General features: G+C 74.3%; 25 protein-coding genes. 11 read left to right on the top strand and 14 right to left on the bottom strand.

Annotated features, from left to right (window positions below):
- Positions 1 to 118 precede the first annotated feature (118 nt).
- The 8 genes from ACFV61_RS04850 to ACFV61_RS04815 all read right to left on the bottom strand — a co-directional run bounded on the left by ACFV61_RS04850 (position 119) and on the right by ACFV61_RS04815 (position 11,848).
- Entirely contained in the window at positions 119 to 1,399 is a 1,281-nt protein-coding gene (locus tag ACFV61_RS04850; RefSeq protein WP_380341297.1) for a GNAT family N-acetyltransferase, read from the bottom strand.
- Positions 1,400 to 1,439: 40 nt separating this feature from the next.
- Positions 1,440 to 1,961 carry a GNAT family N-acetyltransferase gene (locus ACFV61_RS04845; RefSeq protein WP_063348771.1) on the bottom strand — a complete coding sequence of 174 codons (522 nt, stop codon included), beginning with the start codon at positions 1,959 to 1,961 and terminating at the stop codon, positions 1,440 to 1,442.
- Positions 1,962 to 2,069: 108 nt separating this feature from the next.
- Positions 2,070 to 3,341: a C40 family peptidase gene (locus ACFV61_RS04840; RefSeq protein WP_063348770.1), complete on the bottom strand. Its 1,272-nt coding sequence runs from the start codon at positions 3,339 to 3,341 to the stop codon at positions 2,070 to 2,072.
- Between the two features lie 238 nt (positions 3,342 to 3,579).
- The gene (locus tag ACFV61_RS04835) at positions 3,580 to 4,653 is read right to left on the bottom strand and encodes a hypothetical protein (protein ID WP_063348769.1); all 1,074 of its coding nucleotides are present in this window, start codon (positions 4,651 to 4,653) and stop codon (positions 3,580 to 3,582) included.
- A 78-nt stretch (positions 4,654 to 4,731) separates the two neighbouring features.
- Positions 4,732 to 6,507, bottom strand: coding sequence for a threonine/serine exporter ThrE family protein (locus ACFV61_RS04830; protein ID WP_380490132.1), 1,776 nt, complete (start codon positions 6,505 to 6,507; stop codon positions 4,732 to 4,734).
- 209 nt (positions 6,508 to 6,716) lie between these two features.
- Positions 6,717 to 7,370 (bottom strand): DedA family protein, encoded by a 654-nt coding sequence (locus ACFV61_RS04825; RefSeq protein WP_063348767.1) that lies wholly within the window; start codon positions 7,368 to 7,370, stop codon positions 6,717 to 6,719.
- Between the two features lie 107 nt (positions 7,371 to 7,477).
- A complete protein-coding gene (locus tag ACFV61_RS04820) occupies positions 7,478 to 9,835 on the bottom strand; it encodes a hypothetical protein (RefSeq protein ID WP_380341292.1) in 2,358 nt (785 codons plus the stop codon).
- A gap of 75 nt (positions 9,836 to 9,910) precedes the next feature.
- Complete coding sequence (locus ACFV61_RS04815) at positions 9,911 to 11,848, bottom strand: ATP-binding protein (RefSeq protein ID WP_380341289.1); 1,938 nt, start codon at positions 11,846 to 11,848, stop codon at positions 9,911 to 9,913.
- Positions 11,849 to 12,191: 343 nt separating this feature from the next.
- On the opposite strand from ACFV61_RS04815, the gene ACFV61_RS04810 reads away from it, so the two are divergent.
- Positions 12,192 to 12,509 (top strand): hypothetical protein, encoded by a 318-nt coding sequence (locus tag ACFV61_RS04810; protein ID WP_063348764.1) that lies wholly within the window; start codon positions 12,192 to 12,194, stop codon positions 12,507 to 12,509.
- A gap of 52 nt (positions 12,510 to 12,561) precedes the next feature.
- Here ACFV61_RS04810 and ACFV61_RS04805 read toward each other — a convergent pair whose 3' ends face one another.
- On the bottom strand, positions 12,562 to 13,797 hold the full coding sequence (locus ACFV61_RS04805; protein WP_380341286.1) for a TetR family transcriptional regulator: 1,236 nt from the start codon (positions 13,795 to 13,797) through the stop codon (positions 12,562 to 12,564).
- 209 nt (positions 13,798 to 14,006) lie between these two features.
- On the opposite strand from ACFV61_RS04805, the gene ACFV61_RS04800 reads away from it, so the two are divergent.
- Complete coding sequence (locus tag ACFV61_RS04800) at positions 14,007 to 15,164, top strand: acyl-CoA dehydrogenase family protein (protein ID WP_380341283.1); 1,158 nt, start codon at positions 14,007 to 14,009, stop codon at positions 15,162 to 15,164.
- 123 nt (positions 15,165 to 15,287) lie between these two features.
- On the opposite strand, the gene ACFV61_RS04795 is transcribed toward ACFV61_RS04800, so the two are convergent.
- Positions 15,288 to 15,554: a hypothetical protein gene (locus ACFV61_RS04795; RefSeq protein WP_063348761.1), complete on the bottom strand. Its 267-nt coding sequence runs from the start codon at positions 15,552 to 15,554 to the stop codon at positions 15,288 to 15,290.
- A gap of 143 nt (positions 15,555 to 15,697) precedes the next feature.
- On the opposite strand from ACFV61_RS04795, the gene ACFV61_RS04790 reads away from it, so the two are divergent.
- On the top strand, positions 15,698 to 16,015 hold the full coding sequence (locus ACFV61_RS04790) for a hypothetical protein (RefSeq protein WP_063348760.1): 318 nt from the start codon (positions 15,698 to 15,700) through the stop codon (positions 16,013 to 16,015).
- Positions 16,016 to 16,089: 74 nt separating this feature from the next.
- Here the strand turns inward: ACFV61_RS04790 and ACFV61_RS04785 are convergent, their stop codons facing one another.
- The gene (locus tag ACFV61_RS04785; RefSeq protein ID WP_380341281.1) at positions 16,090 to 16,701 is read right to left on the bottom strand and encodes a TetR/AcrR family transcriptional regulator; all 612 of its coding nucleotides are present in this window, start codon (positions 16,699 to 16,701) and stop codon (positions 16,090 to 16,092) included.
- 135 nt (positions 16,702 to 16,836) lie between these two features.
- On the opposite strand from ACFV61_RS04785, the gene ACFV61_RS04780 reads away from it, so the two are divergent.
- Positions 16,837 to 18,393: an MFS transporter gene (locus ACFV61_RS04780; RefSeq protein WP_380341278.1), complete on the top strand. Its 1,557-nt coding sequence runs from the start codon at positions 16,837 to 16,839 to the stop codon at positions 18,391 to 18,393.
- Between the two features lie 79 nt (positions 18,394 to 18,472).
- Here the strand turns inward: ACFV61_RS04780 and ACFV61_RS04775 are convergent, their stop codons facing one another.
- Together ACFV61_RS04775 and ACFV61_RS04770 are read right to left on the bottom strand one after the other, a co-directional pair.
- A complete protein-coding gene (locus tag ACFV61_RS04775) occupies positions 18,473 to 18,751 on the bottom strand; it encodes a type II toxin-antitoxin system RelE/ParE family toxin (RefSeq protein ID WP_380341275.1) in 279 nt (92 codons plus the stop codon).
- Between the two features lie 5 nt (positions 18,752 to 18,756).
- Positions 18,757 to 19,038, bottom strand: coding sequence for a type II toxin-antitoxin system Phd/YefM family antitoxin (locus tag ACFV61_RS04770; RefSeq protein WP_244293429.1), 282 nt, complete (start codon positions 19,036 to 19,038; stop codon positions 18,757 to 18,759).
- Positions 19,039 to 19,213: 175 nt separating this feature from the next.
- Between ACFV61_RS04770 and ACFV61_RS04765 the strand changes: the two genes are divergently transcribed.
- The 7 genes from ACFV61_RS04765 (at position 19,214) to ACFV61_RS04735 (ending at position 24,317) form a co-directional block, all read left to right on the top strand.
- Positions 19,214 to 19,783, top strand: coding sequence for a methyltransferase family protein (locus tag ACFV61_RS04765; protein ID WP_380341272.1), 570 nt, complete (start codon positions 19,214 to 19,216; stop codon positions 19,781 to 19,783).
- A 292-nt stretch (positions 19,784 to 20,075) separates the two neighbouring features.
- On the top strand, positions 20,076 to 20,372 hold the full coding sequence (tatA, locus tag ACFV61_RS04760) for a Sec-independent protein translocase subunit TatA (RefSeq protein ID WP_063348755.1): 297 nt from the start codon (positions 20,076 to 20,078) through the stop codon (positions 20,370 to 20,372).
- A 151-nt stretch (positions 20,373 to 20,523) separates the two neighbouring features.
- On the top strand, positions 20,524 to 21,954 hold the full coding sequence (locus tag ACFV61_RS04755) for a hypothetical protein (RefSeq protein ID WP_380341268.1): 1,431 nt from the start codon (positions 20,524 to 20,526) through the stop codon (positions 21,952 to 21,954).
- 175 nt (positions 21,955 to 22,129) lie between these two features.
- Positions 22,130 to 22,663, top strand: coding sequence for a potassium channel family protein (locus ACFV61_RS04750; RefSeq protein ID WP_079135787.1), 534 nt, complete (start codon positions 22,130 to 22,132; stop codon positions 22,661 to 22,663).
- Between the two features lie 85 nt (positions 22,664 to 22,748).
- The gene (locus ACFV61_RS04745) at positions 22,749 to 23,159 is read left to right on the top strand and encodes a VOC family protein (protein WP_380346444.1); all 411 of its coding nucleotides are present in this window, start codon (positions 22,749 to 22,751) and stop codon (positions 23,157 to 23,159) included.
- A gap of 97 nt (positions 23,160 to 23,256) precedes the next feature.
- On the top strand, positions 23,257 to 23,694 hold the full coding sequence (locus tag ACFV61_RS04740; protein WP_380346442.1) for a helix-turn-helix domain-containing protein: 438 nt from the start codon (positions 23,257 to 23,259) through the stop codon (positions 23,692 to 23,694).
- Positions 23,691 to 24,317, top strand: coding sequence for a glyoxalase (locus ACFV61_RS04735; RefSeq protein WP_380346440.1), 627 nt, complete (start codon positions 23,691 to 23,693; stop codon positions 24,315 to 24,317). Before ACFV61_RS04740 ends, ACFV61_RS04735 begins: the two co-directional genes overlap by 4 nt.
- A 33-nt stretch (positions 24,318 to 24,350) precedes the next feature.
- On the opposite strand, the gene ACFV61_RS04730 is transcribed toward ACFV61_RS04735, so the two are convergent.
- The gene (locus tag ACFV61_RS04730; RefSeq protein WP_380346438.1) at positions 24,351 to 25,967 is read right to left on the bottom strand and encodes a protein kinase; all 1,617 of its coding nucleotides are present in this window, start codon (positions 25,965 to 25,967) and stop codon (positions 24,351 to 24,353) included.
- Positions 25,968 to 26,098: the final 131 nt, after the last annotated feature.

Below are 26,098 nucleotides of genomic sequence, written 5' to 3'. Positions count from 1 at the left end.
AAACCACCCCCCCCAATTTGTCAACACCCCCCAACAAAACCCCCCCCCGCGCCCCCGCCGCCCCCGCGCGGGCCCCCCCCAAATACCCGCGGCCGCCCCCCGGCCGTGACGGCGCCGCTCAGAAGCCGTCCGGGTTCCAGGGTTGCAGCGGCGTGCGCAGCAGCAGGTCGGCGGCGACCGCCGCGCCGGGGCGCAGTTCGGTGAGCAGGCCGGCCGCGAGCAGCCGGGGCGCCGTCTCGCCGCCCAGGTAGAGCGAAGCCAGCTCGGAGGCGTCCAGGGCGAGGTCGGCGTCGTCCGTGGTCCGGGTGCAGCGGCCGGTGCCGTCCGCGGCGACCTCGATCGCCCAGCGGCCGGAGGCGTAGCCGAGCCGGTCCTCGACCTCCAGGACCACCCGGCCGGGCGCGCCGTACGTCCGGGCGTCGAACGCGGCCGCCACGTCCAGCACCCGCAGCCAGGTGAAGTCGGCGTTGTCCACGTACGGGGTGGCGGCGCGCGGCTCCTGGAGCAGCAGCGGCAGCGGGTCGTCCGGGCCGATGTTCTCCGCGACGACCTTGCGCACCCAGTCGACGGAGAGGACGAAGCGCCAAAGCTCGGCGGCGGTCGCCCGGTCGAGGGCGAGGAAGTCGGCCACGGTCAGGGTGCAGTTCGGGTAGCTGCCGTCCCAGGCGTCGTCGACCCGGTAGGCCACCAGGCCGGTGACCGTGCCGTCGGCGTCCCGGTGGACGGCCACGAACGGCTCCTTGAACTCGTGGCCCGGCAACTGGAGTTCGCCGGTGTTCCGCTTCCACCACAGCTCGTCGCGGGCGATCGCGCCCGGCTGGGTGCGCCGCCAGCGCTCGTGCAGGTCGGGGCCCAGCTCGCGGGCCTGCTCCATGGTCACGAAGTCGATCCGCCCGCCGGGCACGGTGGGCAGGCCGTCGCGCAGGCCGCGGGTGCGGTGCAGGTCGATGTTCCAGCCGTGGCCGCGGGTGGCCGGGCCGAAGCCGTAGCGGCCGTAGATGTTGTACTCGGCGGCGATCAGGATGGCGACCGCCGAACCCCGCTCGGCGGCGGCCGCGAGGTCGTGGCGCATCAACGTGCCGAGCAGGCCGCGGCGGCGGTGGGTGGCGCTGACCGTCACGGCGGTGACGGCGTCGGCCCGGACGGTGGCCCCGCCCGGGACGGTCAACTCGACGTCGAAGCTGCGGAAGGTGGCGATGCAGCGGTCACCGTCGAAGCCGGCCAGCATCCGGCCCGGCTCCCACTGCCGGCGGCGGAAGTCGGCCGTGCTCTCCGCGTGCGAGCGCAGGAAGCCCAGAGCGAGCGCCCGGTCCCACGCGGCCACCTCGCTCTCGGCGATCGCGCGGGTCTGGAGGCCGTTCACGATGTCGACGGCCCCGTCATCGGTTGTGTTGCCCATCGGGCCACCGTACGGGCGCCGCTTTCGGGCGGCATCCCATTTATTCCGTGCCCGATGCGCGGTGCTCCCCCGGCACCACCACCCAGTGGTTGCAGTGCAGGACGCGGTTGGCGAAGTCGACGTCGAGCTCGCCGAGCAGCCGGAAGCCGAGCGACCGGCAGATCCCGTTGGACGGGCCGTTGGCCGTCGCCGGGAAGGCGTGCACCGGGCCCCACCGGCCGTCCCGGGCGGCCGCGTCCAGCAGTTCCCGGACGGCCGCCTTGGCGAGGCCGCGCCCCTGGAACTCGGGCAGCACCATCCAGCCGATCTCGGCCACGGCGGCGCCGTCCTCCTCGTGCGACCAGAGCGTGACGGAGCCGGCCACCACCTCCGGCCCGGCGCCGTCCGGGACGATCACCTTGATCCACGAACGGTCCTCGGCGACCTCCACGACGTCCTTGCGCAGCCGCTCCCGCACCCGTTCCTCCGGCAGCGGCCCGCCCAGCTCGGCCATCATCACCGCGTCGCACCGCATCCGGACGTACGCCCCGACGTCCCCCGCCTCGACGTCCCGCAGCCTCATCGCGTCTCCTCCCGAGTGATCGACGCGGCCACGCTAGCGCCTGCCGCCGACAGCCCCGGCGCGAGCCGGGGCGCTAGGCCCTGTCCGGCCGATCTTGCCGGACAGGACCTACGGGCGGGCGTAGAAGTCGGGGGTGCCCATGATCCAGAGGCTGGCCTGTTTGACCGGCATGCCGACGCGGGGGGCCTCGATCATCTGGTCGTCACCGATGTAGAGGCCGACGTGGTGGATGTCGACGGCGCGGCCGGTGTCCGTCCAGAACACGAGGTCGCCGGGGCGCAGCTGGCGGTAGCTGACCGGGGTGCTCTCGGCGTACTGGTCGGCGGCGAAGTGGTTGAGCTGTTTGCCGCCCTCGCGCCAGGCCATCATGGTGAGCCCGGAGCAGTCGTAGCCGGCCGGGCCCTCGCCGCCCCAGATGTAGGGCAGGCCGATCTTGGAGCGGGCGAAGGCGATGGCGGCGGCGGCGCCCTCGGCGGACCACAGGCGGTCGGCGGCGGGGGGTGCGGCCGGGGTGGCCTTGGCGGCGGCCTCGGCCGCGGCGGCCGCTTCGGCGGCGGCCTTCTCGGCGGCGGCGCGGGCGGCGGCCTCGGCCTCACGGGCGGCGATCGCCTCCAGGGCCTCGCTGCGCCGGCGTTCCAGGTCGACGGTGGTGTGCCGGGCGGCGGCCAGGTCGGTGAGGAGTTGTTCGCGGCGGCGGTCGGCGGCGACGACCGCCTCCTGCTGGGCCGCGAGCCGGGCCTCGGCCCTGGCCTTGGCGGCGCCGACCTCGGTGGCGGCCTTCTCGGCGGTCTCGGTGGCGGCGCGGGCGGCGGCGGAGGCGCGGGTCGCGGCGGCGGCGGTGGAGGTGGCGGCGTCGAGGATCTGCCGGGTGCGGTCGCTGGCGACGCCGATCACGGCGGCGCGGTCGCCGGCTTCGCGCGGGCCGTGGGCGCCGAGCAGGGCGTTGAGGGCGGAGAGGGCGGCGCCCGCGCCCTGGCGGTACGTTTCGGCGGCGAGCTGGGCGGCGTCCTCGGCGGCCGCGGTGCGGTCGGCCTCGGCGGCGGTGGCGCGCCGGGCGGCGGCGGTCTCGTCGGCGCGGGCCCGGACGAGGGCGAGCTGGGCGCCGTTGTAGGCCTCGACGGCCTGTTCGGCGCTGCGGCCGGCCTGGTCGAGTTCGGTCCGGGCGGCGGCGAGGCCGGCTTCGATGGCGGTGACGGAGGCGGCGGTGCGGTCGGCCTCGGCGCGGGCCCGGTCGATCTCCCCGGTGGTGGGGTACGGGTCCTCCGTCCGGGCGGGGCCGGCGGCCGGTTCGGGGTCCGCCGGGGCGGCCTGGGCTGCGGGGAGCAGCCCGAGCAGGGCGGTGAGGGACAACAGGAGGGTCGGCAGGAGCCTGCGCGCCACGAGACATCCCCTTCTCACGGGTCCGGAGGGGACGGCGGCGGACGGTCCGCGGCGCTCGGGCGGGGCGGCCGGGCGGAGCAGGTCCGACGAATCATCCCATCACATGACAGAACGGTCACTCGTCGATCATGTTCTCAACTCCAGCGCTTTTCACACCTCGAACGCACTCCGCCGCGCGGGTGACCATCAGATGATCCGACCGCCAGTCACCTTCAGTCAGGCGCACCAGGTATACGAACTACCGATGGATCCGGCGGGTGTGCGGACGCAGGTGAGGGTGTCGCCCGGACCGGTGCTCCACCCCGGTCGGACGAACCGCGTACGTCCGGTTGCGCCCCGCCCGGATCGCGCGACGGCGCTGCTGCGCCCCGAGGGACGGGCCCCCACCGCTGTCGCCCGCGCCGTACGCCCCGCCCACCGCCGCCGGGGCGGCCCCGGCGGCGGCCGCCGAGCGGCGGTCCGCCAGCCGCGCCTGACGCCGGGCCAGGGCCCGGGCGGCGTGCGCGTCGAGGTGGGCGGTGGCCCGGGCGGACATCCGCTCGGCCACCCGATGGGCGGCGGGATGGTTCGCGGGCACCTTGTCGGGGGCGCCGGCGATCAGGTCGAAAAGCCAGGTGCGGGCCCGGTCCGCACGCCGGTGCAGCAGGCGCTCGCGCCGGAGCGCACGCGCCCGGCGGCGCGGGCGCGTGGCGTACCGCCAGCGGGCCCACGGGCTGCTCGGGCGGGCCAGCCGGATCGCCCCGATCCAGGACAGGCCGGGGACCATGATGCCGAGCAGGCCGGTCCACATCTTGCCCTTGATCAGGGTGATCACCGAGGCCAGGGCGTTCACCGAGATCACCGTGATCAGGCCCCACCTGGTCTCCTGGCTGGGCACCACGCCGAGCGGCACGTACCCGACCAGCAGCAGGGCGGTGAACAGGATCCCGAAGATCACCGCGTCCACCGACTTGCGGCCCTGCTCGCTCCAGTACACGTCGTCCAGGTGCAGGATCAGCGCGAACTCGTCCAGCACCAGGCCGCAGCCGATGCCGAAGACCAGCCCGAACCAGTCGATCCACGGGTGCCCGCCGTACGTGGCGAACACCCCGACGCCGCCGACCAGCAGGAAGCCCAGACCGAACACCATGTGATGGATGTGCAGGCCGCCGGGGGTGACGTTGCCGAACCACCACCGCACCTCTGCGCGGATCATCCGGACGCTGAACCGGATGAACACGAAGGAGGTGATGAAGCCGACCAGCAGCAGGAACAACGGCTGCTTGTGCGCGGCGACGATGTGCTCGCGGTAGCCGTCCAGCAGTGTGGTCATGCGTCTTACCTTCGTTCCTGGTCCTGCGTGCGGCCTGCCGTGACATGGCCCGGAGCCCAACACCGGTCCAACGTGCGGTCAGAACCCGCGGGTGCGTTTGGCCGCCCGGCGCGGCACGACCGGGTACAGCGACGGGCGTTCGCCGCCGACCGGCAGCTTCATGAACATCCGGGCGATCTCACCGCCCAGGTTCACCCCGATCGCCAGTGCCATCGCGATCGCCGCCGCCCGGGAGACGGACACCAGGCCCGCACTGGCGTGGCCCTGGGCGAAGGAGAGCATCCCCAGGTAGAGCGCCGAACCGGGCATCAGCGGGCCGATCGCGGCGGTCACGTACGGCAGCGCGGAGCCGTTGCGGTAGCGCGCCATCAGCTGGCCGAACAGGCCGACCAGGCCGGCCGCCACCCCCGTCGCCACGATCGGGGAGATGCCCGCGTTGTACGCCAGCACGCCGTAGCTGGCCCAGCCGATGCCGCTGTTCAGGGTGACCAGCGCGAGCGAGCGGCGGTCGGTCTGCAGCAGCGTGGCGAAGGCCAGGGTCAGCAGCATCGCGGCGATCATCTGGACCGGCGGGTAGGTGACGCCCGCCAGGCTCTCGTCCGGCCGCAGCTTCGCCTCGAAGCCGACCCCCAGGTAGAGGATCAGCATCACGCCGATCACGATGCCCGCGACCAGGTAGATCACCTCCAGCAGGCGGGCCGCGGCGGTGATGTAGAAGCCGGTCAGGCCGTCCTGGACGGCGGCGACCAGCGCCCGGCCGGGCAGCAGCGCGAACAGGCCACCGGTGATCACCACCGAGCCGCGCAGTCCCCAGTCGTTGAAGGACAGGATGATCCCGGTGGCGGCGGCCGGCATCGCGGCCGCCACGAACTGGTAGAACTCCGGCAGCCGGCGCCGGGCCAGCGTGGAGGCCAGCCGGTCGCCGAGGACGGCCGCGACGAAGGCGCTGGCGAAGACCAGCCAGGCCTTGTCGTCGATCCGCCCGCCGACCAGGAAGGTGGCCGCGCCGGCCAGCAGACCGGTGGTCAGCGCGAGCATCCAGCCCGGGTACGGGTGCCGGTTGCGGCGGATCAGGGCGAGCCGGCGGTAGGCGTCGTTGACCGTGACCTTCTCCGCGGTGATGTCCGCGACCAGCTCGTAGACCGCGTTCAGCCGGGTGTAGTCGGAGGTGCGGCGGCGCACCACCCGGTCGGCGGTGATCGGCGGCTCGACCAGCGAGGGCTGGTGCGAGATGCCGATCAGGGTGAAGGTCACCTGCGGCTCGCAGCGGTCCAGCCGGTAGGCGTGCGCGATGCCGAGCATCGCCGCCTCGACGTCCTCGGCGGCCTCGCCGCTGGCGAGCAGCAGCTCGCCGATGCGCAGCGTCAGGTCGAGGATGCGGGGGACGTTGCGGGTCGCGCCCGCGGAGGGGTGCAGCTCGCGGGCGGTCCGCTCGAAGGCGGGGCGCTCGGACATCGGCATGCGCAGCAGGGTGCGCATCCGGTCCGGCCAGGGCGCCTCGCCGGGGGCGCCGGCGGTCAGCTCCGGGACCGGGATGCCCATCGGTGGGGTGTAGCCGGCGGCCCGCCACTCCTCGGGGGTGAGGGTGTCCTCGGCGACCGATCGGCGGCGGGCGGGGCGCGCGTCCTCCGGACCGGGCGCCTGTCCGGGCGCGGGGTGCGGCCCGAGCGCAGGGTGCGGCCCGGACCCGGGGGTCGCCCCGGACTCGGCGGGCGGCTCCCGCTCCGGCTCCGGGGACAGCAGGCCCCTGGTCTCCGTGATCGGCGGGACGAAGGGGACGACGGTGGCGGGCTCGACGGTCGGAGCCGGATGGCCCAGCAGGCCCTCGGTGGGCGGCGCCTCGGCGGGGTCCACCGGCCGTACCGGCGGCGTCCGCCGGGTCTGACGGACCGCCCGGCCTCCCCTCGCCCGCTTGCCTGCGCCCGGTCGGCCCCGCTTAGGCACTTCCGCTCCTTGCCACCCCTGGCGGCCGTCGGCCACCGTTCGATCTCGGGTTACACCTTGCCTGATCGAACTGCCGGACGCACATGTACGCGGCGTACCCCGACGGGGGCCGCGGACTCCTACCCGGCGCGGTGGCGGTCGGCGGACGCCGCGCCGGAACGGCGGGCCCGCAGCAGTTCGACCGCCACCGGGACCACCGAGACCAGCACGATGCCGACCAGGATCGCCTCGATGTTCTCCCGGACGAACGGGATCTGGCCCAGGAAGTAGCCGAGCACGGTGACGCCGGCGCCCCACAGCACGCCGCCGACGAGGTTGAAGACCACGAAGGTGCGGTAGTTCATCCTGCTCACCCCGGCGACGATCGGGGTGAAGGTGCGCACGATCGGCACGAAGCGGGCCAGCACGATCGCCTTGGGCCCGTGCCGGTCGAAGAAGGCGGCGGCCTTCTCCACGTTCTCCTGCTTGAAGAGCCGGGAGTCGGCGCGGCGGAACAGGCTCGGCCCGACCTTGCGGCCGAACAGGTAGCCGACCTGGTCCCCCGCCACCGCGGCGGCCACGATCAGCGCGCAGACCAGCCAGAGCGGCTGGTGCAGGTAGGTGCCGTCGGCCACCAGCAGGCCGGTGGTGAACAGCAGCGAGTCCCCCGGCAGGAAGAAGCCGATCAGCAGACCGGACTCGGCGAAGACGATGGCCAGGATGCCGATCAGGCCGAAGGCGGAGATCAGGTTGGTCGGATCGAGCCAGGACGGGCCGAGGGCGAGGCTGGTCACGGGCGGACACTCCTGGGGGTCGAGTCTTGGCAATGAAATGGTAAAGCATTTACCAAGACTCGACAGATCCCGGGATGGTTCCCGCCCCGGGCTGGAGCGGGAACGGGTCAGAGGCCGTAGCGCTCGACGATCTCCTCGTGCCGGGCGGCGTCCGCGCCCGCCGCCTCGGCCAGGTCGAGCCAGGCGAGCGGGTGCGGCCAGTCGCCGGTGAGCCGGTGCAGCAGCGCATCGGCCTCGGCGGCGGAGGCCGTCGGCGGCACCCCGAGGGCGGCGTAGACGCCGGGCAGCGTGCCGTCCTCGTCGGCCGGGTCGGTGATGCGGTACTGCTCCCCGCTGTACGCCCAGACCGCGAAGCCGGCCTGCTGGAGGCTCTCGCGCAGCGCCGCCCACGGCTCGTCGCCGGGCCAGCCGCCGTCGATCCAGTAGGTGGTGTACCCCGCCGGGTCGAGCAGGGTGAGCAGCTCGAACACCGGGTGCCAGCCGCGCCGCTCCTCCTCGGGGGCGTCCTCGGCCGGCGGCGGCTCCAGCAGCGCCGGGGCGAAGACCACCACGTCGCCGTGGTTGAGCGTCAGGTCCTCGCCGAGCACCGGCAGGATCCGGGCGGTGGCCGGACCGGTGCGGACGGCGGGCAGGTCGGCGGTGGCGCCGTTGGTGCGGGTGGCCCGGACGGTGACCAGCTGCCACTCCTCGTCCACCGGCCCCTCGGGCTCGTCGAACTCGATGCCGAGCAGCGCGCCCGCGGAACGGACCGCGGCCCAGTCCCGGTTGGCGGTGGCCGCCGTGATCAGGTGCCAGAGGTCGGGCTCCTGGACGGTGCGGTGGCGCTCCTCCTCCGGGGCGGCCTCGGCAGGCAGCGCGTGCTCCAGGAGCTCCTGGTACAGCCGCTGCGCGGTGGCGTGGTCGCCCAGCTCGGTGGCGGCGCCGGCGGCCAGCCGGCGGGTGTTGATCCGGCCGGCGTCCAGAGCGAGGATCGCCTCGCACTGCTCCAGCACCTCGGCCCAGCGACCCTCGGCGGCGGCCCAGCGGGCGCGTATCCAGTGCCCGTCCTCCGGGCTGTCGTCGGCCAGCCGGTCGGCGAGGCGGCGGACACCCTCGCCGTCCCCCGCGTCGATCAGGGCGGAGCCGAGCATGCCGATCAGCACCTCGTCGGCCGGGGCGGTGTCGAGCCAGTGCCAGAGCAGGTCGGCGGCGGCCCGGGCGTGGCCGAGGCCGCCGAGCACCGCGGCCAGGTTGACGGCCAGTTCGGTGGCGCCGGCCTGCTCACCCCGGTACCGGTCCAGGGCGACGGAGAGCAGGTCGGCGCCGGTCTCGTAGGGCACTCCGACCTCGGCCAGGTGCGCCGTCAGCTCGCCGGGCGGGACGGGCAGCCCGGGCTCCGGCAGCGCCTCGGCGGCCGCCCGCAGCGCGGCGACCTCCGCGGCCACGCCGTCGGTGCGGCGCAGCTGGGCGAGCTTGCGCTCCCCGGTCGCGGCGAGGGTCAGCGCCACCGTCCGGGCGCCGCGGGCGAGGGCGAGCCGACCCGCCGCCAGCAGCAGGTCCACGCACGGGCGGTGCGAGCCGGTGCCGTCCAGGTAGCCGACCCAGCCGGCCACGGCGGCGCCCAGTTCGGCGTCGTTCTCCCAGGCGCCGGCCGCGACCAGCAGCTCGACCGTGTGCGTCCAGCCGTCCCGCAGGTCGGCGTGGCGCTCGGCGGCCTCCCGGTCGGGCAGCAGCGCCAGCGCCTCCTCCGTCCGGCCGAGCGAGGCCAGCGCGCGGGCCCGCAGCAGGCCGCCCCAGAGTCGGTCGCTCTCGTCGATCTCGTGGCCGCGGGAGCGCTCGGCCTGCTCGGCGGTGTCGAGCAGCGCGAGCACCTCCGGGTGCCGGCCGAGCCGGTGCAGGGTGCCGGCCCGGGCGTGGTGGAAGTGCAGCGAGAGCCGCTCGCCGGCCGCCTGGATCCGGGTGGCGGCGGTGTCCAGGTGGGCGAGCGCCTCGGTGTGGCGGCCGTCGTCCTCCAGCGCGTCGGAGTACTCGCGGGAGAGGCAGTCGAAGCAGGCGCGGCCGGGCTCGATCCGCTCCAGCGTCTCGCCGAGCACCGCCAGCCGCTCCGGCACGTAACCGGGGCCGTCGACCCGGGCGTGGCAGATCGCGAAGTCCTGCACCACGCAGACGGACTGCGGGCAGCCCGCCGTCTCCTCGCGGTGGGCGAACTCCAGCAGGTCGACCGCCTCGGGCAGGGCCTGCTCGCCCTGGTGGCGCTTGTTCAGCAGGTTCTGCATCCGCCAGTGCCGCAGGTAGACCTCGACCCAGGGCAGGCCGAGCGCCCTGGAGGCGGCCAGCGCCTCCGGGTAGACGGCGTCCACCTGGTCGTTGCGGCCCTCGTTGGCGTGGCCGGGCAGCTCGTAGATGGCGTCGGCCAGCCGCCGGTGGCCGGCCTCGGCCAGCTGGCGGTGGGCGTCGTGGACCCAGGCCCAGATGTCGGTACTCATGTGGTGTCCCCCTGCGTGGTGCTGATGTGATGTCTACCGCGGACCACTGACAATCCGTCCGTCACGCCTCGTCCGTCACGCCTCGTCCGGGAGGGCGTCGAGGGTGTCCGGGACGGCCGACAGGCCGGCCGGGACGGCGGCGGTCAGCGCCGAGACCGCGGTGCCGACGCCGGACAGCGCGGCGGTGAGGTCGCCGCCGGACGCGCCGGTCGAGCCCGCCGAGGCGGCGGCCATGATCACCTTGAGCGAGCGGAGCAGCCCGGCCGCCGTGGCACTGCCGGTGTGCCCGGCACGGTAGGCGGCGAGCAGGTCCAGCACGGCCGGGCAGGACAGGTTGAGGTAGAGGCGGGCCCTGACCTCGCCGTCGGTGCGGGCGGTGAACGCCCGGGCCAGCCGCAGCGCCGCGGACGGGATCCGGGCGTCGGCCTGGTCGTCCTCGATCCGGGCCTTCAGCTCGGCCTCGCGGTCCGGCACCAGGACCAGCGGCAGGCCGGGCGGGTCGAACCGGGCCGGGACGAGCTGCTCGCCCTCGTCGGCGAGGGCGCCGGCCAGCCAGGCCGCCTCGCCGGTCGGCAGCGGCCGCTCCGGGTCGCGGAACAGCTCGCGGTCGCCGTGCTCGCTGCCCAGCTCGACCAGGCGGCAGCCGCGCAGCTGGGCGTAGCGGCGCAGGAAGGGCAGGACGGCGTAGCGGTCGCCGCGGGCGATCGGCACCCGCATCGCCCGGTACAGCATCTCCTCGAAGCCGCCGCCGCTGCCGAGCGCGACGTGCACCGCGCCCCCGCCCGCGGCCCGCAGCGCGCCGGCGGTGAGGTCGCCCTGGGAGGTGGGGACGGGGACGTCGTCGGCGAGCAGGGTGAACAGCCGCTCGTCGCAGAGCGCGGCGCCGAGCAGGTCCTGGCCGTGCCGGGTGAGGATGCGGCGCCAGGCGGCGGGCCGCAGCCGGGCGGTCTCGTACAGGCCGTCGACGATGGCGTCGGTGAGGGCGCGCTGGAGCGCGCGGTAGTGGTCGTCGCGCTGGAGGTCCTCGCGGCTGGCGGTGGGGGTGAGCCGGCTGGACTCGACCACGCCGCCGATGAACCCGGCCCAGCTGGGCAGCAGGTCGCGGGCGTCCTCGGCGAGCAGCATGCCGCGCAGGTAGACGGCGAGGTCGCGGTTGTCGCTGCTGCCGTAGGTGCCACCGTCCTGGACCCAGAGCAGGCCGATCGCGTCGGTGCCTCCCTCGGCCCCTCCCCCGGTGCCGCTCTCGGCCGGGTGGACGGGGAAGGCCGTGAGCGGCTCGAAGCGGCGGCCGAAGGCGGTGGCGAAGCGCATCCGGGCGGCGTGCTGGTCACCCGGCACGCTGTGGCGCCAGGGCACCTCGACGTTGTTGACGGGCTGCTCGTCGTCGCCGACGTAGACCGGGATCGGCAGCAGCACGCAGTACCGGCCGAGCACGTCGCGCAGCGCGTCCTCGTCGGCGAGGTGGGCGTGTTCGGCCTTGAGGGTCAGCTCGACGACCGTGCCGGGGCGGGGCCGGGCGGCCACCGGGTCGACCTGGTACTGCTCGCCGCCCCGGCTGCGGTAGCGGTGGCCGAGGTGCGGTTCGCGGTGCGAGGTGGTGGTGACGGCGACCTCGTCGGCCACCGAGAAGGCGGAGAGGAAGCCGAGGCCGAAGGCGCCGATCAGCTCCTGGTTGCCGGTGAGGTCGCGCAGCATCCGGGTGTAGCCGGTGCCGACGGTGGCGAGGTAGGAGTGGATCTCCGGCTCGGTGAGGCCGGCGCCGGTGTCCTCGATGGAGACGGTCCGCCGGGCGGCGTCGCCGCGCACCCGGATCAGCGGGCGGTGGTCGCCGTCCGGGTCCTCCAGGAGTCGGCGGGTGTGCGAGTCGTGGGCGTTCTGGACGAGTTCGCGCAGAGCGACCAGCGGGGTGGAGTAGAGGTGGGTGGCGAGGACGTTCACCAGTCCGCCGAGATCGACCTCGGTCGTACGCAGATCCTCGGCGGGGGCGGGCTCGGGCGGGGCACCTTCAGACATGGGTCCCCAGTGTGCCAGTGCGACTATCTGGCCACCATTTCTTTCTCTCTGAGAAAACTCAGTCAACTCTGTGTTGACTGCACAGGGTTGTCCAACTCCGTCGCTTGTGCATCAACTTCCCTCTCCACCAGCAGTTTTGATGGGTTGAGATGCCTTCGTCGCGGCCATCGGGCAATCTCCGGATACGGCGTCACCATGACACCATCGGGGGAATTGCCACCCGTTTGGTGGAGTTCGTCCGCGCTGCTGGTGAATGCTGAACGTGCGACGTCAGGCAACGGCGCCACGGAGCGGCCACTCCGGATCGCGCCACATTTCGCACCCCCAGCTCAGGGAGACCACCGTGTCCCGTATCCGCGCAGCCGCCGCCGTCACCGCCCTCGGGGCGTTCCTCCTCGTCGGCTTCGGCGCCGCCAGCGCCCACGCCGACAACGGCGCCGGCGCCCTCGACCACTCCAACAGCAGCGTCGTGAGCAACACCGGCTCCGCCAACGTCATCGGCAACGTCCACGGCAACGTGGTCGTCACCCAGCAGACGGCCACCGGCTCGGGCGCGAGCAACCAGAACAACGGCCTCGCCGCGACCGGCAACGGCGGCAACATCGGCGCCCTGCAGGGCAACGGCAACCTCGACGCCCGGGCCTTCTTCCCGGTCGGCTAGAGCCACCCCGCCCCGGGCGCAGCCACACCCCACGGGCCGGGTGCCCGCCCCCTCAACGCGGGGCGGGCACCCGGCCGCCGTCCGTTCCGGGCAGTCCGAGGACCGCCCGGCCGAGGTGCAGCAGGCAGTCCCCGAGGTCCGGGCGGGCGCTGTGCGGGCGGTTCCGCACCCCGTCGTTGACCAGCGCGAACAGGGCGTGGACCCGGATCCGGGCCTCGACCGCGTCGTACTCGGACCGGACCTGCCGCAGCAGGCCGACCCAGGTGCGCAGGAAGTCGCGCCGGAAGTCCACCGCGACCCGGCGGTCCGGCGGGGCCAGCCGCTCCGTCTCGCTCAGCATCGCGCCCAGGTAGTCGCCGTTGCGCAGCGCGAAACCGACGTACGCGCCCAGGCCGGCCGCCAGCGCCGCCTCCGGCCCGGCGGCGGCCGCGAACGCGCCGTCCACCTCCTGCCAGAGCCGTTCGCGGCTGCGCACCAGCGAGGCGGCGAGCAACTGGGCCTTGCTGTCGAAGTGCCGGTAGACGCTGGGGCCGGAGATGCCGACGGCGGCGCCGAGTTGGTCGGTGCTGACGTTGTCGAAGCCGCGCTGGTGGAAGAGCCGGACGGCCGCCGCGAGCAGCTCCTCGCGGCGCGCCTGCGGCCTGGGCTCCGGCGGCCCGGGGGCGACGGGATCGGCGGCGGAGACGGGGATGAGGGCGGGACCTGGGTGGACAGCGGGATCCGGGTGGGCGGCGGCGCCGCACAGGGAGGCCGCGAGGACTGCGGCCACGAGTTCGCGCAGCACCGCCTCGGCGCGGCGGGGCTGCGGCGCGGCCGACTGGTAGGAGAGCCCGGTGCAGGCCGAGAGCGCCGACCAGCAGAGCAACTCGGCGTCCGGCGACGGGAGTTCCGGCCGGCCGGCGCGCAGCACGGCGGTCATCAGCGCGACGTCGGCGCGCAGTTCGCGGCGCAGCGCCGCCCGCCGGGCCGGCGGCAGCAGCCTGGCGTCGCGCTGCACCAGGGTGCCGAGCGGGCGGTGTCCGACCGCGACGGCGGCCAGCGCGGCGCCGAGGTCGCCGGTGGTGCGGGCCCCGCGCAGCCCGCAGGCCAGCGCGTCCAGCCCCAGCCGGACGGCGCGGTCGAGCAGTTCGGGCTTGCCGCGGAAGTGCCGGTAGAGGGCGGGCGCGGTGATGCCGACCCCGGCGGCGACCTCGGTCATGGAGACCTGGTGGTAGCCGCTGCGGTGGAACCGGTCGGCCGCCACGGCGAGGATCTGGGCGCGCCGCCCGGGCGGTCGTCGGACCACCATGGCGAGCCTCCCTCCCGCGCTCCGGACTGCCGACCGAAGGCTAGCAAGGATTCACTTGAGGGCGCCGACCGCCGGTGGCCACCGGCCTTTTCCGGGGCCGTCGACCCTGGACAGCCGAAGCTACCCGGGATTAACTTGTGAGGCCATCACCTGGCACGTTCAGCCCCCGCCGGCACCCGCAGCCGGTCACCACCGAAGGGAGCGCCGCCGTGCGCCGCACCGTGTTCAACGAGGACCACGAGGCCTTCCGGGAGACCATCCGGGACTTCATCGCCAACGAGGTCGTCCCGGTCTACGAGAACTGGGAGGCCGACGGCCACCCGCCGCGCGACTTCTACCGACAGCTCGGCGCGCTCGGCGTCTACGGCATCGAGGTGCCGGAGGAGTACGGCGGCGCGGGCGAGAGCGGCTTCAAGTACCAGACGGTGATCACCGAGGAGACCGCCCGGGCGGGCGTGAGCTTCGGCTCCTCGGGCGTGCACACCGCACTGGTCCTGCCCTACCTGCTGGAGTACGCCACCGAGGAGCAGAAGCGGCGCTGGCTGCCCGGCTTCGTCTCCGGCGACATCATGACCGCCATCGCGATGACCGAGCCGGGCGCCGGCTCCGACCTCGCGGGCATCACCACCACCGCGCGGCTCTCCGAGGACGGCACCCACTACGTCCTGAACGGCGCCAAGACCTTCATCACCGGCGGCGTGCTGGCCGACCTCGTCCTGGTGGTCTGCCGCACCGCCCCGTACGACCCGGACAACCGCCGGGCCGGCCTGTCCATCCTCTGCGTGGACACCACGTCCCCCGGCTACACGGTCGGCCGCAAGCTGCAGAAGATCGGCCTGCGCACCTCGGACACCGCCGAACTGGCCTTCAGCGACGTCAAGGTGCCGGTGGAGAACCTGCTCGGCGAGGAGGGCCGGGCCTTCTCCTACCTGACCCACAACCTGGTGCAGGAGCGGCTGGCGATCGCCGTCAGCGCGTACGCGTCGGCGGCCGCGGCGGTGCGGTTCGCGCTCCAGTACGTCAAGGACCGCAAGGTGTTCGGCAAGGCGGTGGCCGAGTTCCAGAACACCAAGTTCACCCTGGCCGACTGCGAGGCCCAGGTGGTGGCGCAGCAGTCGATGGTGGACCGCGCGCTGGAGCTGTACCAGCAGGGGGAGCTGACCGTCGCCGACGCGGCCGCCACGAAGCTGTTCTGCACCGAGTCGGCGTCCACCGTCATCGACAAGTGCCTTCAGCTGCACGGTGGTTACGGCTACATCCTGGAGTACCCGATCGCCCGGCTCTACACCGACAACCGGGTGTTCCGGATCTACGGCGGCACCAGCGAGGTCATGCGCAGCATCATCGCCAAGTCGCTCGGCCTGTAGACGGGGTAGGCGGGGCAGACGGGTCCACAACCGCGGCGGGCCGCACCCCCATGGCGGCCCGCCGCACCCGGACGGGCGCACTCGGCCGGGGCCGGCGGGTGCGGCTCAGGCGGACGGGTGCGCTCAGTTGGGCGAACCGTGCTCCGCGCGCCAGGCCTCCCAGCCCGCACTGGACGCCACCTTCGCCTCGCGCAGCGCCCGCTGGGCGAACGCGGCCGGCGCGGTCTCCAGGCTGCGCACCCAGCTGCGGCCCGCCGTGGCCAGCGCCGCGCACACCATCGCCGCCCCGGCCACGCCGAGCACGGCGCCGATACCGGTGAGCAGCGCGCCGCCCGCCAGCAGCGAGCGATTGACCTGGAACCCGCCGGAGACTGTCTCGTTGATCGCCATGCCTCCACGATGCGGGCACTCGCCGGGGGCTGCACGTCGAACGGCTCCGGGTGCGCGAGCCGGGCGCGTCCGCGAACCTGGGCACACGGCGCCGGTCCGGGCGCCCGGGGTCGGCCCGGCCCGCCGGGTCAGGAGGACACGCGATGCCCGATCTCGAACAGCTCGCCGTGGAACACCTCACCCGGGCGGCCGAGAGCCCACACGGGCGCAGCGCCCACCTGGTGCTCCACGACGGCGTCCTGCGGCAGACCGTGATCGCGCTGACCGCGGGCACCTCGCTGGACGAACACACCCCGCCGACCGCCGGCAGCGTCCAGGTGCTGCGCGGCCGGGTCTCGCTGACCATCGCCGGCCGGCACCAGGAGCTGCCGGTCGGACGGCTGGAGCCGGTGCCGCAGGAGCGGCACGGGCTGCTGGCCCACGTCGACTCGGTGGTGCTGCTGACGGTGGTCACCGCCTAGCGGGGCGGCGGCGTCGACAGCGGGCGGCAACTGTCAGCGGGCGACGGGCGACAGCGGGCGACGGGCGGCAGCCGTCAGCGGGCGGCAGCGGGCGGTGACGGCACCGCGGGGCTGAGCACGCTTGCGCTGACCAGCCGCAGCCCGCGCAGGAAGTCCCGCCCGCTCGGCGCCAGTTCGGGGGCGGCCAGCCACTGGGCGGCGTACCCGGCCAGCAGGGTCTGATAGAAGGAGCCGCGGGCGATCTCCTCCTCGGTGTCCGGCACTTCGGGCAGCCCCTGGAACAGCGCGGCGAGACCGAGCCGGCCCTCCTTCTGCGCCTCCGCGAACGCGTGCGCCAGCTCGGGCGCGTGCGCGGCCTGGGCGAGCGCCTCGAACTGGGCCGCCCAGAGCCCGCGGTGCTCCGTGAAGACGGTCCTGAGGCCGTCCCAGACCGCGGCGAAGCGCTCCTCCGGGTCGTCCGACACCCGGTTGGCGGCGTCCACCACCGCGCCCAGGGCCGCCCCCATCTCCCCGATCGCCTCGATCATCGCCGCGTTGAGCAGCGCGTCCTTCGAACCGAAGTGGTAGCCGATCGCGGCCAGGCTGACGCCCGAGGCGGTCGCGACGTCACGGGCGGTGGTGCGCCCGTACCCCTTCTCGTACAGGCAGCGCTTGGCGCCGGCCATCAGGTCTTCGCGGTTTCCCATGACCCGATCCTACGGAAGGACTGCACAAATGTCTTGCACGAATGTCTCGCACGACCGTCTCGTACATTCGTCTCGCACGATCGATTTACACATATGTACTAGACAGGCGTCTGACACGCCCGTACCGTCTTCCCCATGACCGCAACCACCAGCCGCGCAGGCCGTCGCGAATGGATCGGCCTGGCCGTCCTCCTGCTCCCGACCCTCGTCCTGGCCATGGACATGGGCGTGCTCTTCTTCGCCGTCCCTTTCATCTCCACCACGCTTGCGCCCAGCGGCACCCAGCAGCTGTGGATCATGGACATGTACTCGTTCCTGCTCGCCGGGCTGCTCATCACCATGGGCTCGCTCGGCGACCGGATCGGCCGCCGCCGGCTGCTGATGATCGGCGCCGCCGGCTTCATCGGCGCCTCGCTGCTCGCCGCCCGGGCCGACACCGCCGGCCAGCTGATCGCCGCCCGTGCCCTGCTCGGCGTCGCCGGGGCCACCGTGATGCCCTCGACGCTCGCGCTGATCCGCAACATGTTCCACGACCCCAAGCAGCGGCAGATCGCCCTCGGCGCCTGGGGCGGCGTCCTCACCGCCGGCGCCACCCTCGGCCCGGTCGTCGGCGGCCTGCTGCTCGACCACTTCTGGTGGGGCTCCACGTTCCTGGTCGCCGTCCCGGTGATGGCCCTGGTGCTGCTCACCGCGCCCGCCCTGCTCCCCGAGTACCGCTCCACCGCACGCACCGGCCGCTTCGACCTGCCCGGCGCCGCGCTCTCGATGGCCGCGATCCTGCCGCTGGTCTACGGCGTCAAGACCCTCGCCGTGGACGGCTGGAGCCCGCTGCCCGCCCTCGCCGTCCCGGCCGGCCTGCTGCTGGCCGCCGCATTCGTCCGGCGCCAGCGCACCGCCGCCGACCCGCTGATCGACCTCGGCCTGTTCCGGATCCGCACCTTCAGCGGCGCGATCAGCGTCAACACCATCGCGATGTTCGCGATGATGGGCTTCGCCCTCTTCACCTCGCAGTACCTGCAACTGGTCAAGGGCATGAGCCCGCTCACCGCCTCGCTCTGGTCGCTGGTGCCCAGCGTCGGCGTCGGCGCGGCCGTCGGCACCAGCTCGGCGCTGGCCGGCAAGGTCCGCCCGGCGGCCCTGATGGGCGGCGGATTCCTGGTCGGCGCGGCGGGCTTCGCGCTGATGACCCAGGTCGGCGCGCACTCCCCGCTGGCGCTCATCCTCGTCGCGGCGGGCGTCCTCGCCGCCGGCACCGTCGGCACCATGACCATGACCGCCGAAATGGTCGTCTCCGCCGCCCCCGTCGAGCAGGCCGGCGCCGCCTCCGCCATCTCCGAGACCGCCGTCGAACTCGGCAGCTCACTCGGCATCGCCCTGCTCGGCGCGGCCGGCGCCGCCGTCTACCGCCACCAGCTGGACGGCGCCCTCCCCGCGGGCGTCGACGGCGAGGCCGCCCGGACCGCCCAGGACACCCTCGGCGGCGCGGTCACCGTCGCCGGCCACCTGCCCGGCCGGATCGGCACGGACCTGCTGGAGACCGCCCGGGCCGCCTTCACCGACGGCCTGCACGTCGCCGCGGCGGTCGGCCTGGTCTTCGCCCTCGGCGCCGCCCTGCTGGCCTACCGCCTGATGCGCCACCTCCCCGCCGCCGCCCCGGCCCCGGAGACCGCACCCGAGGCCGTCACCGTCTGACCCACCAGGACCGATCCACGCGAGTCATCGAGAGCCCCCGCCCCCTCGGGCGGGGGCTCTCCGCCGTTCCCGCCGGCCCCTACTGGTGCCGGTAGACCTCACGACGGTTGCCGACCGCCATGACCCAGACGATCAGCACTCCGTCTTCGACCGTGTACAGCACCCGGTAGTCCCCCACCCTCAGCCGCCACCGGGCTTGGTGCCCCTGGAGCGACTTGATGTCGAAACCCGAGGTGTCGCCGACGTCCAGCACCTTCTGCAACTCGGCGAGGCGGTGCAGGATGCGGACAGCGTCCGGCCTGGGCACCTTGAGAAGATCCCGTTGCGCGCCAGGACTGAACCGCGTGACATACCCCATCGCGCTCAGCCGTGGTGTTCGCGGAGCATGGCGGCCATTTCCTCCAGCGACACGGAGCCTTCGAGGCCCTCGGCCTCTGCCTCGTCCGCAAGGCGGTTCAGCCACTCGTCTTCGGCCTGCTCGGCGACTTCCCGCAGGCGCTGGTACTCGGCGATGTCGATCACCACCGCCTCCTGCCGACCGCGCCTCGTGATGATCGTCGGAGTCTCGTCACGTCGCGCCCGGTCGATCACATCCGCGAGATGACTCCGGACCTCGGCCATCGACTCGATCACTGGCTCGCTCATGACGTCAATGTAGCAGTTGTACATCTGTTGCTTATCGAGCCCGACGGGCGGGCCGGACGGTCCACCTGGGGGTGGAGGGCGGGGCGTCCACCCCCGGGGGCGTGTGTCGGCGGGCCCCGGGGAGGACCGTGAAGGGGTACGTGGCCCGTCCCTCCTCTCCGCCGGGAGCCGCCGTATGTCCCTGACGACCCTGCTCTCCCTCCTCGGCATGCTCTGCTGGGTCGGCTACGAGCTGCTGCTGCGCCGCCGCGAGGACTCCGCCGCCGGCACCTGGCGCGCGGACGGCCGCGACCGCGGCTCGACCCGGCTGCTGCTCGCCTGCCACGTCGCCGCGGTGCTGGTCGTGGTGCTGTTCGGCCGCGCCGGGATCGGCGAACTGCCGCCCTGGGCCCGCTGGTTCGGGATCGCACTGATCGCCGCCGGGCTGGCGCTGCGGGCCTGGGGCATGCGCACCCTGGGCCGCTACTACACCCGCACCCTGCGCACCGTGGACACCCAGCGCGTCGTCCGCAGCGGCCCGTACCGGCAGATCCGCCACCCCGGCTACGCCGGCAGCCTGCTGGTCTGGACGGGCTACGCGCTCGGCCTGGGCAGCTGGCCGGCGGCCCTGCTGGTGCCGGCGCTGCTGCTCGGCGCGTACGGCTGGCGGATCGCCGCCGAGGAGCGGCTGCTGCTGGCCGCCTTCGGGCCGGAGTACGCGGAATACCGGCGGGTGTCGAAGCGACTCGTGCCCTTCGTGTACTGAACCGCCACCGATCGGGCGGTTGTCGGCTGCGGCCCCCGGCGACGGGAGCGAAGGGGCCCGAGGGGCGGGTGTTGCGCGGCGCGGTGCCGTGCGGGCTGGTCACGGGTGTGCGAGCCGGACCGGGCCGGTTCCGGCCGCTGCCGCGGGCGCTCGCGTTCCGCTCGAACGGCACCTGCTTTTTGGCCAGCGTTTCCCGGCCGGTGTATCCGTTCGCCGTCGTCGCCAGGCATACTGGCCAGCACGGGCGCTCGCCCACCCTTGACTCTAGACAAGAAGGGACCGGTGGCCAGGGATGCTGCGGAACGGTCTTGAGCCCTGGCACCTCCTGGTGGTGCTGGCGATCGTCATCCTGCTGTTCGGGTCGAAGAAGCTGCCGGAGATGGCCCGCGGCCTCGGCAAGTCGATGCGCATCCTGAAGGCGGAGACGAAGGCGCTGCGCGAGGACGAAGCCCCGGCGGACGCGGCGCAGAGCGCCGGCACCGCGCAGAGCACCGCCGCGCCGCAGCCGGCCGCCACGACCCCGCCGGCCGTCACGCCGACCAACGTGACCAAGGCCACCGAGACGAAGCGGCCCGAGACGGCCGTCTGAGTCTCGCTCTTTTCCGGAAGCCCCCGGTACCGTCCGATGACGGTGCCGGGGGTTTCTGCTGCATCCGGGCTGCTCACGGCGCTCCCGACTGGCCGTCCGATCTGATCCGTTATCTCCTGGTATGCACCTACCGGAGGAACGGAGTCGCGGCATGCCCACCGACGAACCGGGCGACGAGCCGCCCGTCAGACCGCCCGTCGGACCCCCGGGTGGACCCCCGGGCGGACCGTCTGCCGGACCGCCGGGCGGACCCCCCGGTGAACCCCCCGGTGAACCGCCCGCCGGGTCGCCCGACGAGCTGGCCGACCTGCGGGCCCGCCTGAACGCCGCCGAGGCCCACCAGGCGCGGCTCACCCGGCAGTTGGAGACCCGCCCGGACCGCCACCGGGTGCGCTCCCTCTTCGCCGTCCTGCTGATCCTGCTGGCCTGCGTGCTGACCCCGCTGAGCGCCGTCGCGGTGTGGGCGAGGTCGGAGATCGGCGACACCGACCGGTACGTCGCAACGATGGCGCCGCTGGCCAGGGACCCGGCGGTCAGAGCGGCCGTCACCAACCGGGTCACCGACGAGATCGTGACGCGGATCCCGGTCGACTCGCTGCTCGACACCATCGCCCCCGACGACCGGCCCAAGCTCGGCGCGCTGCTGAACGGCATCGGCCAGGCCCTCACCGACGGGCTCACCGGCTTCGTCCGCAACCAGGTCCAGCGGGTGGTGGACAGCGACGCCTTCGCCACCCTCTGGACGGACGTCAACCGGCAGGCGCACACCGCGATCGACCGGATGCTGACCGGGCAGGGCGGCGGCGCCGTCGAGGTCAGGAACGACACCGTGGTGCTCGACCTCGCCCCGGTGATCGCCCGGGTGAAGACCGCGCTGGTCGACAACGGGCTCACGCCGGCCGCGAGGATCCCGGAGATCCACACCTCGTTCACGCTGGTGCAGTCCTCCGCCATCCCCAAGGTCCGCACCGGCCTGCGGCTGCTGGACCTGGCCGGCTTCTGGATGCCGGTGCTCACGCTGGCCTGCGCGGTCGGCGGGGTGCTGCTCGCGGTCCGGCGGCGCCGGGCGGCGGTCACGGCGGCGCTGGGGATGGCCGGCGGGGCGCTGCTGCTGGGCATCGGGCTGAGCGTGTTCCGGGCCGTCTACCTGGACGGGCTCCCCGCCGGGGTGGACCAGTCGGCCGCCCAGGCGGTGTACGACGCGCTGGTGCGCTACCTGCGCTCCGCCGTCCGGGTGGTGATCGCGCTCGGCCTGGTCGTCGCGCTCGGCGCCTGGATCAGCGGCGGCGGGCGCTGGGCCCGCACCGCGCGCGGCGGCTGGCACGCGGGGCTCGGCGCGGCGCGGACCACCGCCGAACGGGCCGGGCTGCGGCTCGGCCCGGTCGGGCGGTTCGTCCACCGCTGGAAGGCCTGGCTGGGCTGGGCGGCGGTCGCGGGCGCGGCGCTGGCGTTCGTGCTGTGGAGCTATCCGACGGTGCTGGTGACGCTCTGTCTGGCGCTCGCGCTGGTCGCCGTCCTGGCGGTGCTGGAGCTGCTGGACGAGCCCGGCCGACCGGACGGAGGAGCCCCGGCCTCCGTCTGAGGAGCGGTGGGGGGGGGGGGGGGGCGGGCGGGGCCGCCCCCCCCCCCCCCCCGCCGGCCCGCGCGCCCACCCCCCCCCCCCCGGCGCCGCCCCCCCCGACCCGCCCCCGGACGGTCCGGCCCGAACGGCCCAGCCCGGGACGCGGCCGGCCCGGCGCGGCCGCAGGCTGGACGCGATGTCCGGAAGCCAGCCACCACCACCGCAAGGCCGGGTCGACCCGAGGTCCGCGCTCTGGCTGCTGGGCGCCTGCACCGCGCTGATCCTCGCGTACTGGATTCTCCCCCTGCGCCGGCTCGGCTACCACCACCCCGTCCTCAGCTGGCTGGTGTTCACCGCCGCGCTGGTCGGCCTGAGCGGCCTGCTGCTGGCGAAGACCACCGCCGTGCTGCGGGGCGACGCGAAGCGCCCGGTGGCCTGGCTGTCCTTCCTGATCTTCCTCGCGATGACCATCTTCGCCGCGACCTACTACGTCATGGCCGCCCGTCCGGGCGATTTCGATGGGCTGGTCACCCGGCTCGACGCCCTGTACTTCACCGTCGTCACCCTGGCCACCGTCGGCTACGGCGACATCACCCCGGCCGCACAGGCGCCCCGCCTCGTGGTGATCCTGCAGATCGGGTACACCTTCGTCTTCCTCGCCACGGCGGCGGGGACGCTGTCGCGGGCGATCCGGGCGAACGTCGAGACCCGGAGCCACCGCAAGCCGTGACGTTGTCCACAGGCTGTGGACGGCCGCGCCCGATCGGTCAGGATCCGAGAAGCACGCCCGCGCGGCCACACCTAGCATCGGCGCCATGGACATCACCATTCACACCAGCGTCCTCCCGCACGACGACCCGGACGCGTCCCTGGTCTTCTACCGCGACGTCCTCGGCTTCGAGGTCCGTGGCGACGTCGGGCAGGGCAAGATGCGCTGGATCACCGTCGGCCCCGCCGGGCGGCCCGACACCTCCATCCTCCTGGCGCCGCCGGCCGTCGACCCCGGGGTCACCGAGGACGAGCGCCGCACCATCGCCGAGATGATGGCCAAGGGCACCTACGGCTGGATCCTGCTGGCCACCCGGGACCTCGACGGCACCTTCCGGGCGGTGCAGGCCGGCGGCGCCGAGGTCGTCCAGGAACCGACCGAGCAGCCGTACGGCATCCGCGACTGCGCCTTCCGCGACCCCGCCGGCAACCTGATCCGCATCCAGCAGCTGCGCTGAGCCGTCCGGCCGCGCGCCGACCGTACGGGCCGTGCAGTCCCTGACGACCGCGACGGCCGCGACGGCCGGAGTCGGGCCCGGTGAGAGGAGTCCTCCCGTGTGTCACCCCTCGTGGGCCCGCGCCCGCGCGGCGGCGCAGCGCCTGAAAGACCTCGCACGGCTGCGCCGCGTCCGGGACCGGATCGACCGCGAGTACGCGCGGCCACTCGACGTCCTGGCGCTCGCGCGCGACGCCGGCCTGGCGGCCGGGCAGCTCAGCCGCGAGTTCCGGCTGGCCTACGGCGACTCGCCGTACGGCTACCTGACGGCGCGTCGCGTCGAGCGCGCGGCCGCGTTCCTGCGCGGCGGCGGCCTCGGCGTCAGCGCGGTCCGCCGCGCGGTCGGCTGCACCTCGCCGGACGCCTTCCGCACCCGCTTCGCCGAACTGGTCGGCATGCCGCCCGACGACTACCGGCGCCGCGCACGACGGGCCCCCGGACCGGTCAGGATTCGAGAAGCCCCGGCCACCGGGCCGCGCCTAGCGTGGAGGACATGACTTCCATCGACTCCCTCATCCTCGACGTCGCCGACCCCACGGCCGCCCGCAGCTTCTACACCACCGCCTTCGGCCTGGACACGCAGCTGCGCCTGCGGGCCTCGCAGGAGCCGACCACCGGCTTCCGCGGGTTCACGCTGTCGCTCACGGTGTCCCAGCCCGCCACCGTCGACGGCTTCGTCGACGCCGCCCTCGACGCCGGCGCCACCGCCCTCAAGCCCGCCGCGAAGTCGCTCTGGGGCTACGGCGGCGTCGTCCAGGCCCCGGACGGGACGATCTGGAAGATCGCGACCTCCGCGAAGAAGGACACCGGCCCGGCCACCCGGCGGATCGACCGGCTCGTGCTCCTGCTGGGAGTCGCGGACGTCTCCGCGAGCAAGCGGTTCTACGTCGACCGCGGCCTCGCCGTGGCGAAGAGCTTCGGCCCGGTGTACGTCGAGTTCGCCACCGGGTCGAGCCCGGTCAAGCTCGCGCTGTACAAGCGCCGGGCCCTCGCCAAGGACGCCGGAGTCTCCCCCGACGGCAGCGGATCGCACCGGCTCGTGATCGGCGGCACCGCCGGAACCTTCACCGACCCGGACGGGTTCGCCTGGGCGGCCGAGCAGCCCGCGGCCGCACGCTGAAGCGCCCCGCCGGACAGAACTCGGGCCCTGCGGTCACCAGTCCTGGTTGTCGGCGGCCGTGGCGTGCAGGGTGATCAGCAGGGCGCCGAGGCGGGCGTTCCAGTTGGCGCTGGTGGGGCCGTCGATGGCGTGCTTCTTGGCCAGGTCGCGGATCACCTTCTGGGCGTCCTTGAGCTCCTGGGCCGCATCGTCCGGATTGCCCTCGTTGAGGCGGGCGGAGGCGTCGTCGAGGATCCGCAGCAGCTCCGCCTGGCGGTCGTGCTCCTTGCCCCCGACCGGGGTCTGGACGACGGCCTGGCGGAAGGCGTTGAGCTGGAGGGCCGCCCCCTGGTTGCGGGGAATGCCCGGGTTGGGGGCCGTGGGGAGACCGACCGGGGTGGTGGGGGCCGCGGTGGTGGGCGTCGGGGTCGCCGCGGGGGTGGACGCGCGGGCCGGGGTGCTGGGCGCGGCAGCCGGGGTGCTGGGGGCGGTGGCCGCCGGCGGCTTGGCGGGAGCGGGGGCGGCGGCGTTGCCGGCGGGCTCGTCCAGGGCGGCGACGGCCAGGGCGGTGACGCCGGCGAGTCCGGCCACGCCCAGCGCGCCGAGGACGAGGGGCCTGCGGCGGCGGTTGCGGTTGCGGCCGGCGGCCCCGGGCGGGGCCTGCCGGACGGGCGCCATCAGCGAAGTGGCCGGCGGGGCCTGCGGGACGGGCGCCATCAGCGAGGTGACGGCCGGGGCCTGCGGCGGGAGCAGGGTGGTGTGCTGCTGGTTGGGGTTCACCGGCCGTACGGGCGGCAGCAGTTGGGTGGCGGCGGCGGTGGCGAGGAGTTCCGCCGTCGGGTCGCCGACCGCCAACCCGGGGATGGTGGAGAGGAGTTCGGCCCGCGCCGCGACGGCGTCCGCCGGCCGGTCGGCGGGGTTCTTGGCGAGCAGGCGCAGCACGGCCGCGTCCAGCGCGGGCGGCAGGCCGGGGCGGCGGTAGGACGGCGGCAGGGGCTGCTCGCTGACGTGCTTGAAGGCGATCGCCACCGGCGTCTCGGCGGTGAACGGCGTCTCGCCGGTGAGCATTTCGGTGAGCACGCAGCCGACCGCGTAGAGGTCGGTGCGGCCGTCCAGGGGCGAGGCGGTGGCCTGCTCGGGCGACAGGTAGGCGGCCGTACCGAGCACGCTCGCCGTCTGGGTCAGGTTGCTGGACGAACCGGCCCGGGCGATGCCGAAGTCGACGACCTTCACCCCGCCGTCGTCGGTGATCATGATGTTGCCGGGTTTGATGTCCCGGTGGACCAGCCCGGCCGCGTGCGCGACCGCCAGCGCCTCGCAGACCGCCGCCGCGATGCCGACGGCGCGTTCCACCGGCAGGCCCGGCTGCTGCGCCAGCACGGCGGCGAGCGAACGGCCGTGGACGAGCTCCATGACGATGAACGGCGTGCCCTGGTCGACGCCCGAGTCGAAGACCATGACGATCCTCGGGTGCACCAGCATGGCCGCGTGCTGCGCCTCGCGGCTGAACCGCTCGGCGAAGCGGGGGTCGTCGGCGAGTCCCCCGTTGAGGACCTTGACGGCCACCTGACGGCCCAGCACGTGGTCCAGCCCGCGCCAGACGGTGGCCATGCCGCCGACGCCGATTATCTCGACGAGTTCGTAACGCCCGTTCAGCGCCCGTCCGATCACCTGGGACTCCCCTCACGTGCCGTGCCCGGTGTTCCGGGCCGCCTCGTGCACCTGTGCACGATAGCCGCACCGCCGGACCGCACCGCCGGGGGCGGGGAGGCGGTCGGGGGACCGGGCAGCGGTCCCCCGAC

The sequence above is a fragment of the Kitasatospora sp. NPDC059817 genome, from assembly GCF_042731835.1.
Lineage (GTDB): Bacteria > Actinomycetota > Actinomycetes > Streptomycetales > Streptomycetaceae > Kitasatospora.
Note: the sequence above shows the minus strand (reverse complement) of the source record. Positions and strands in the feature narration are given on the sequence as shown.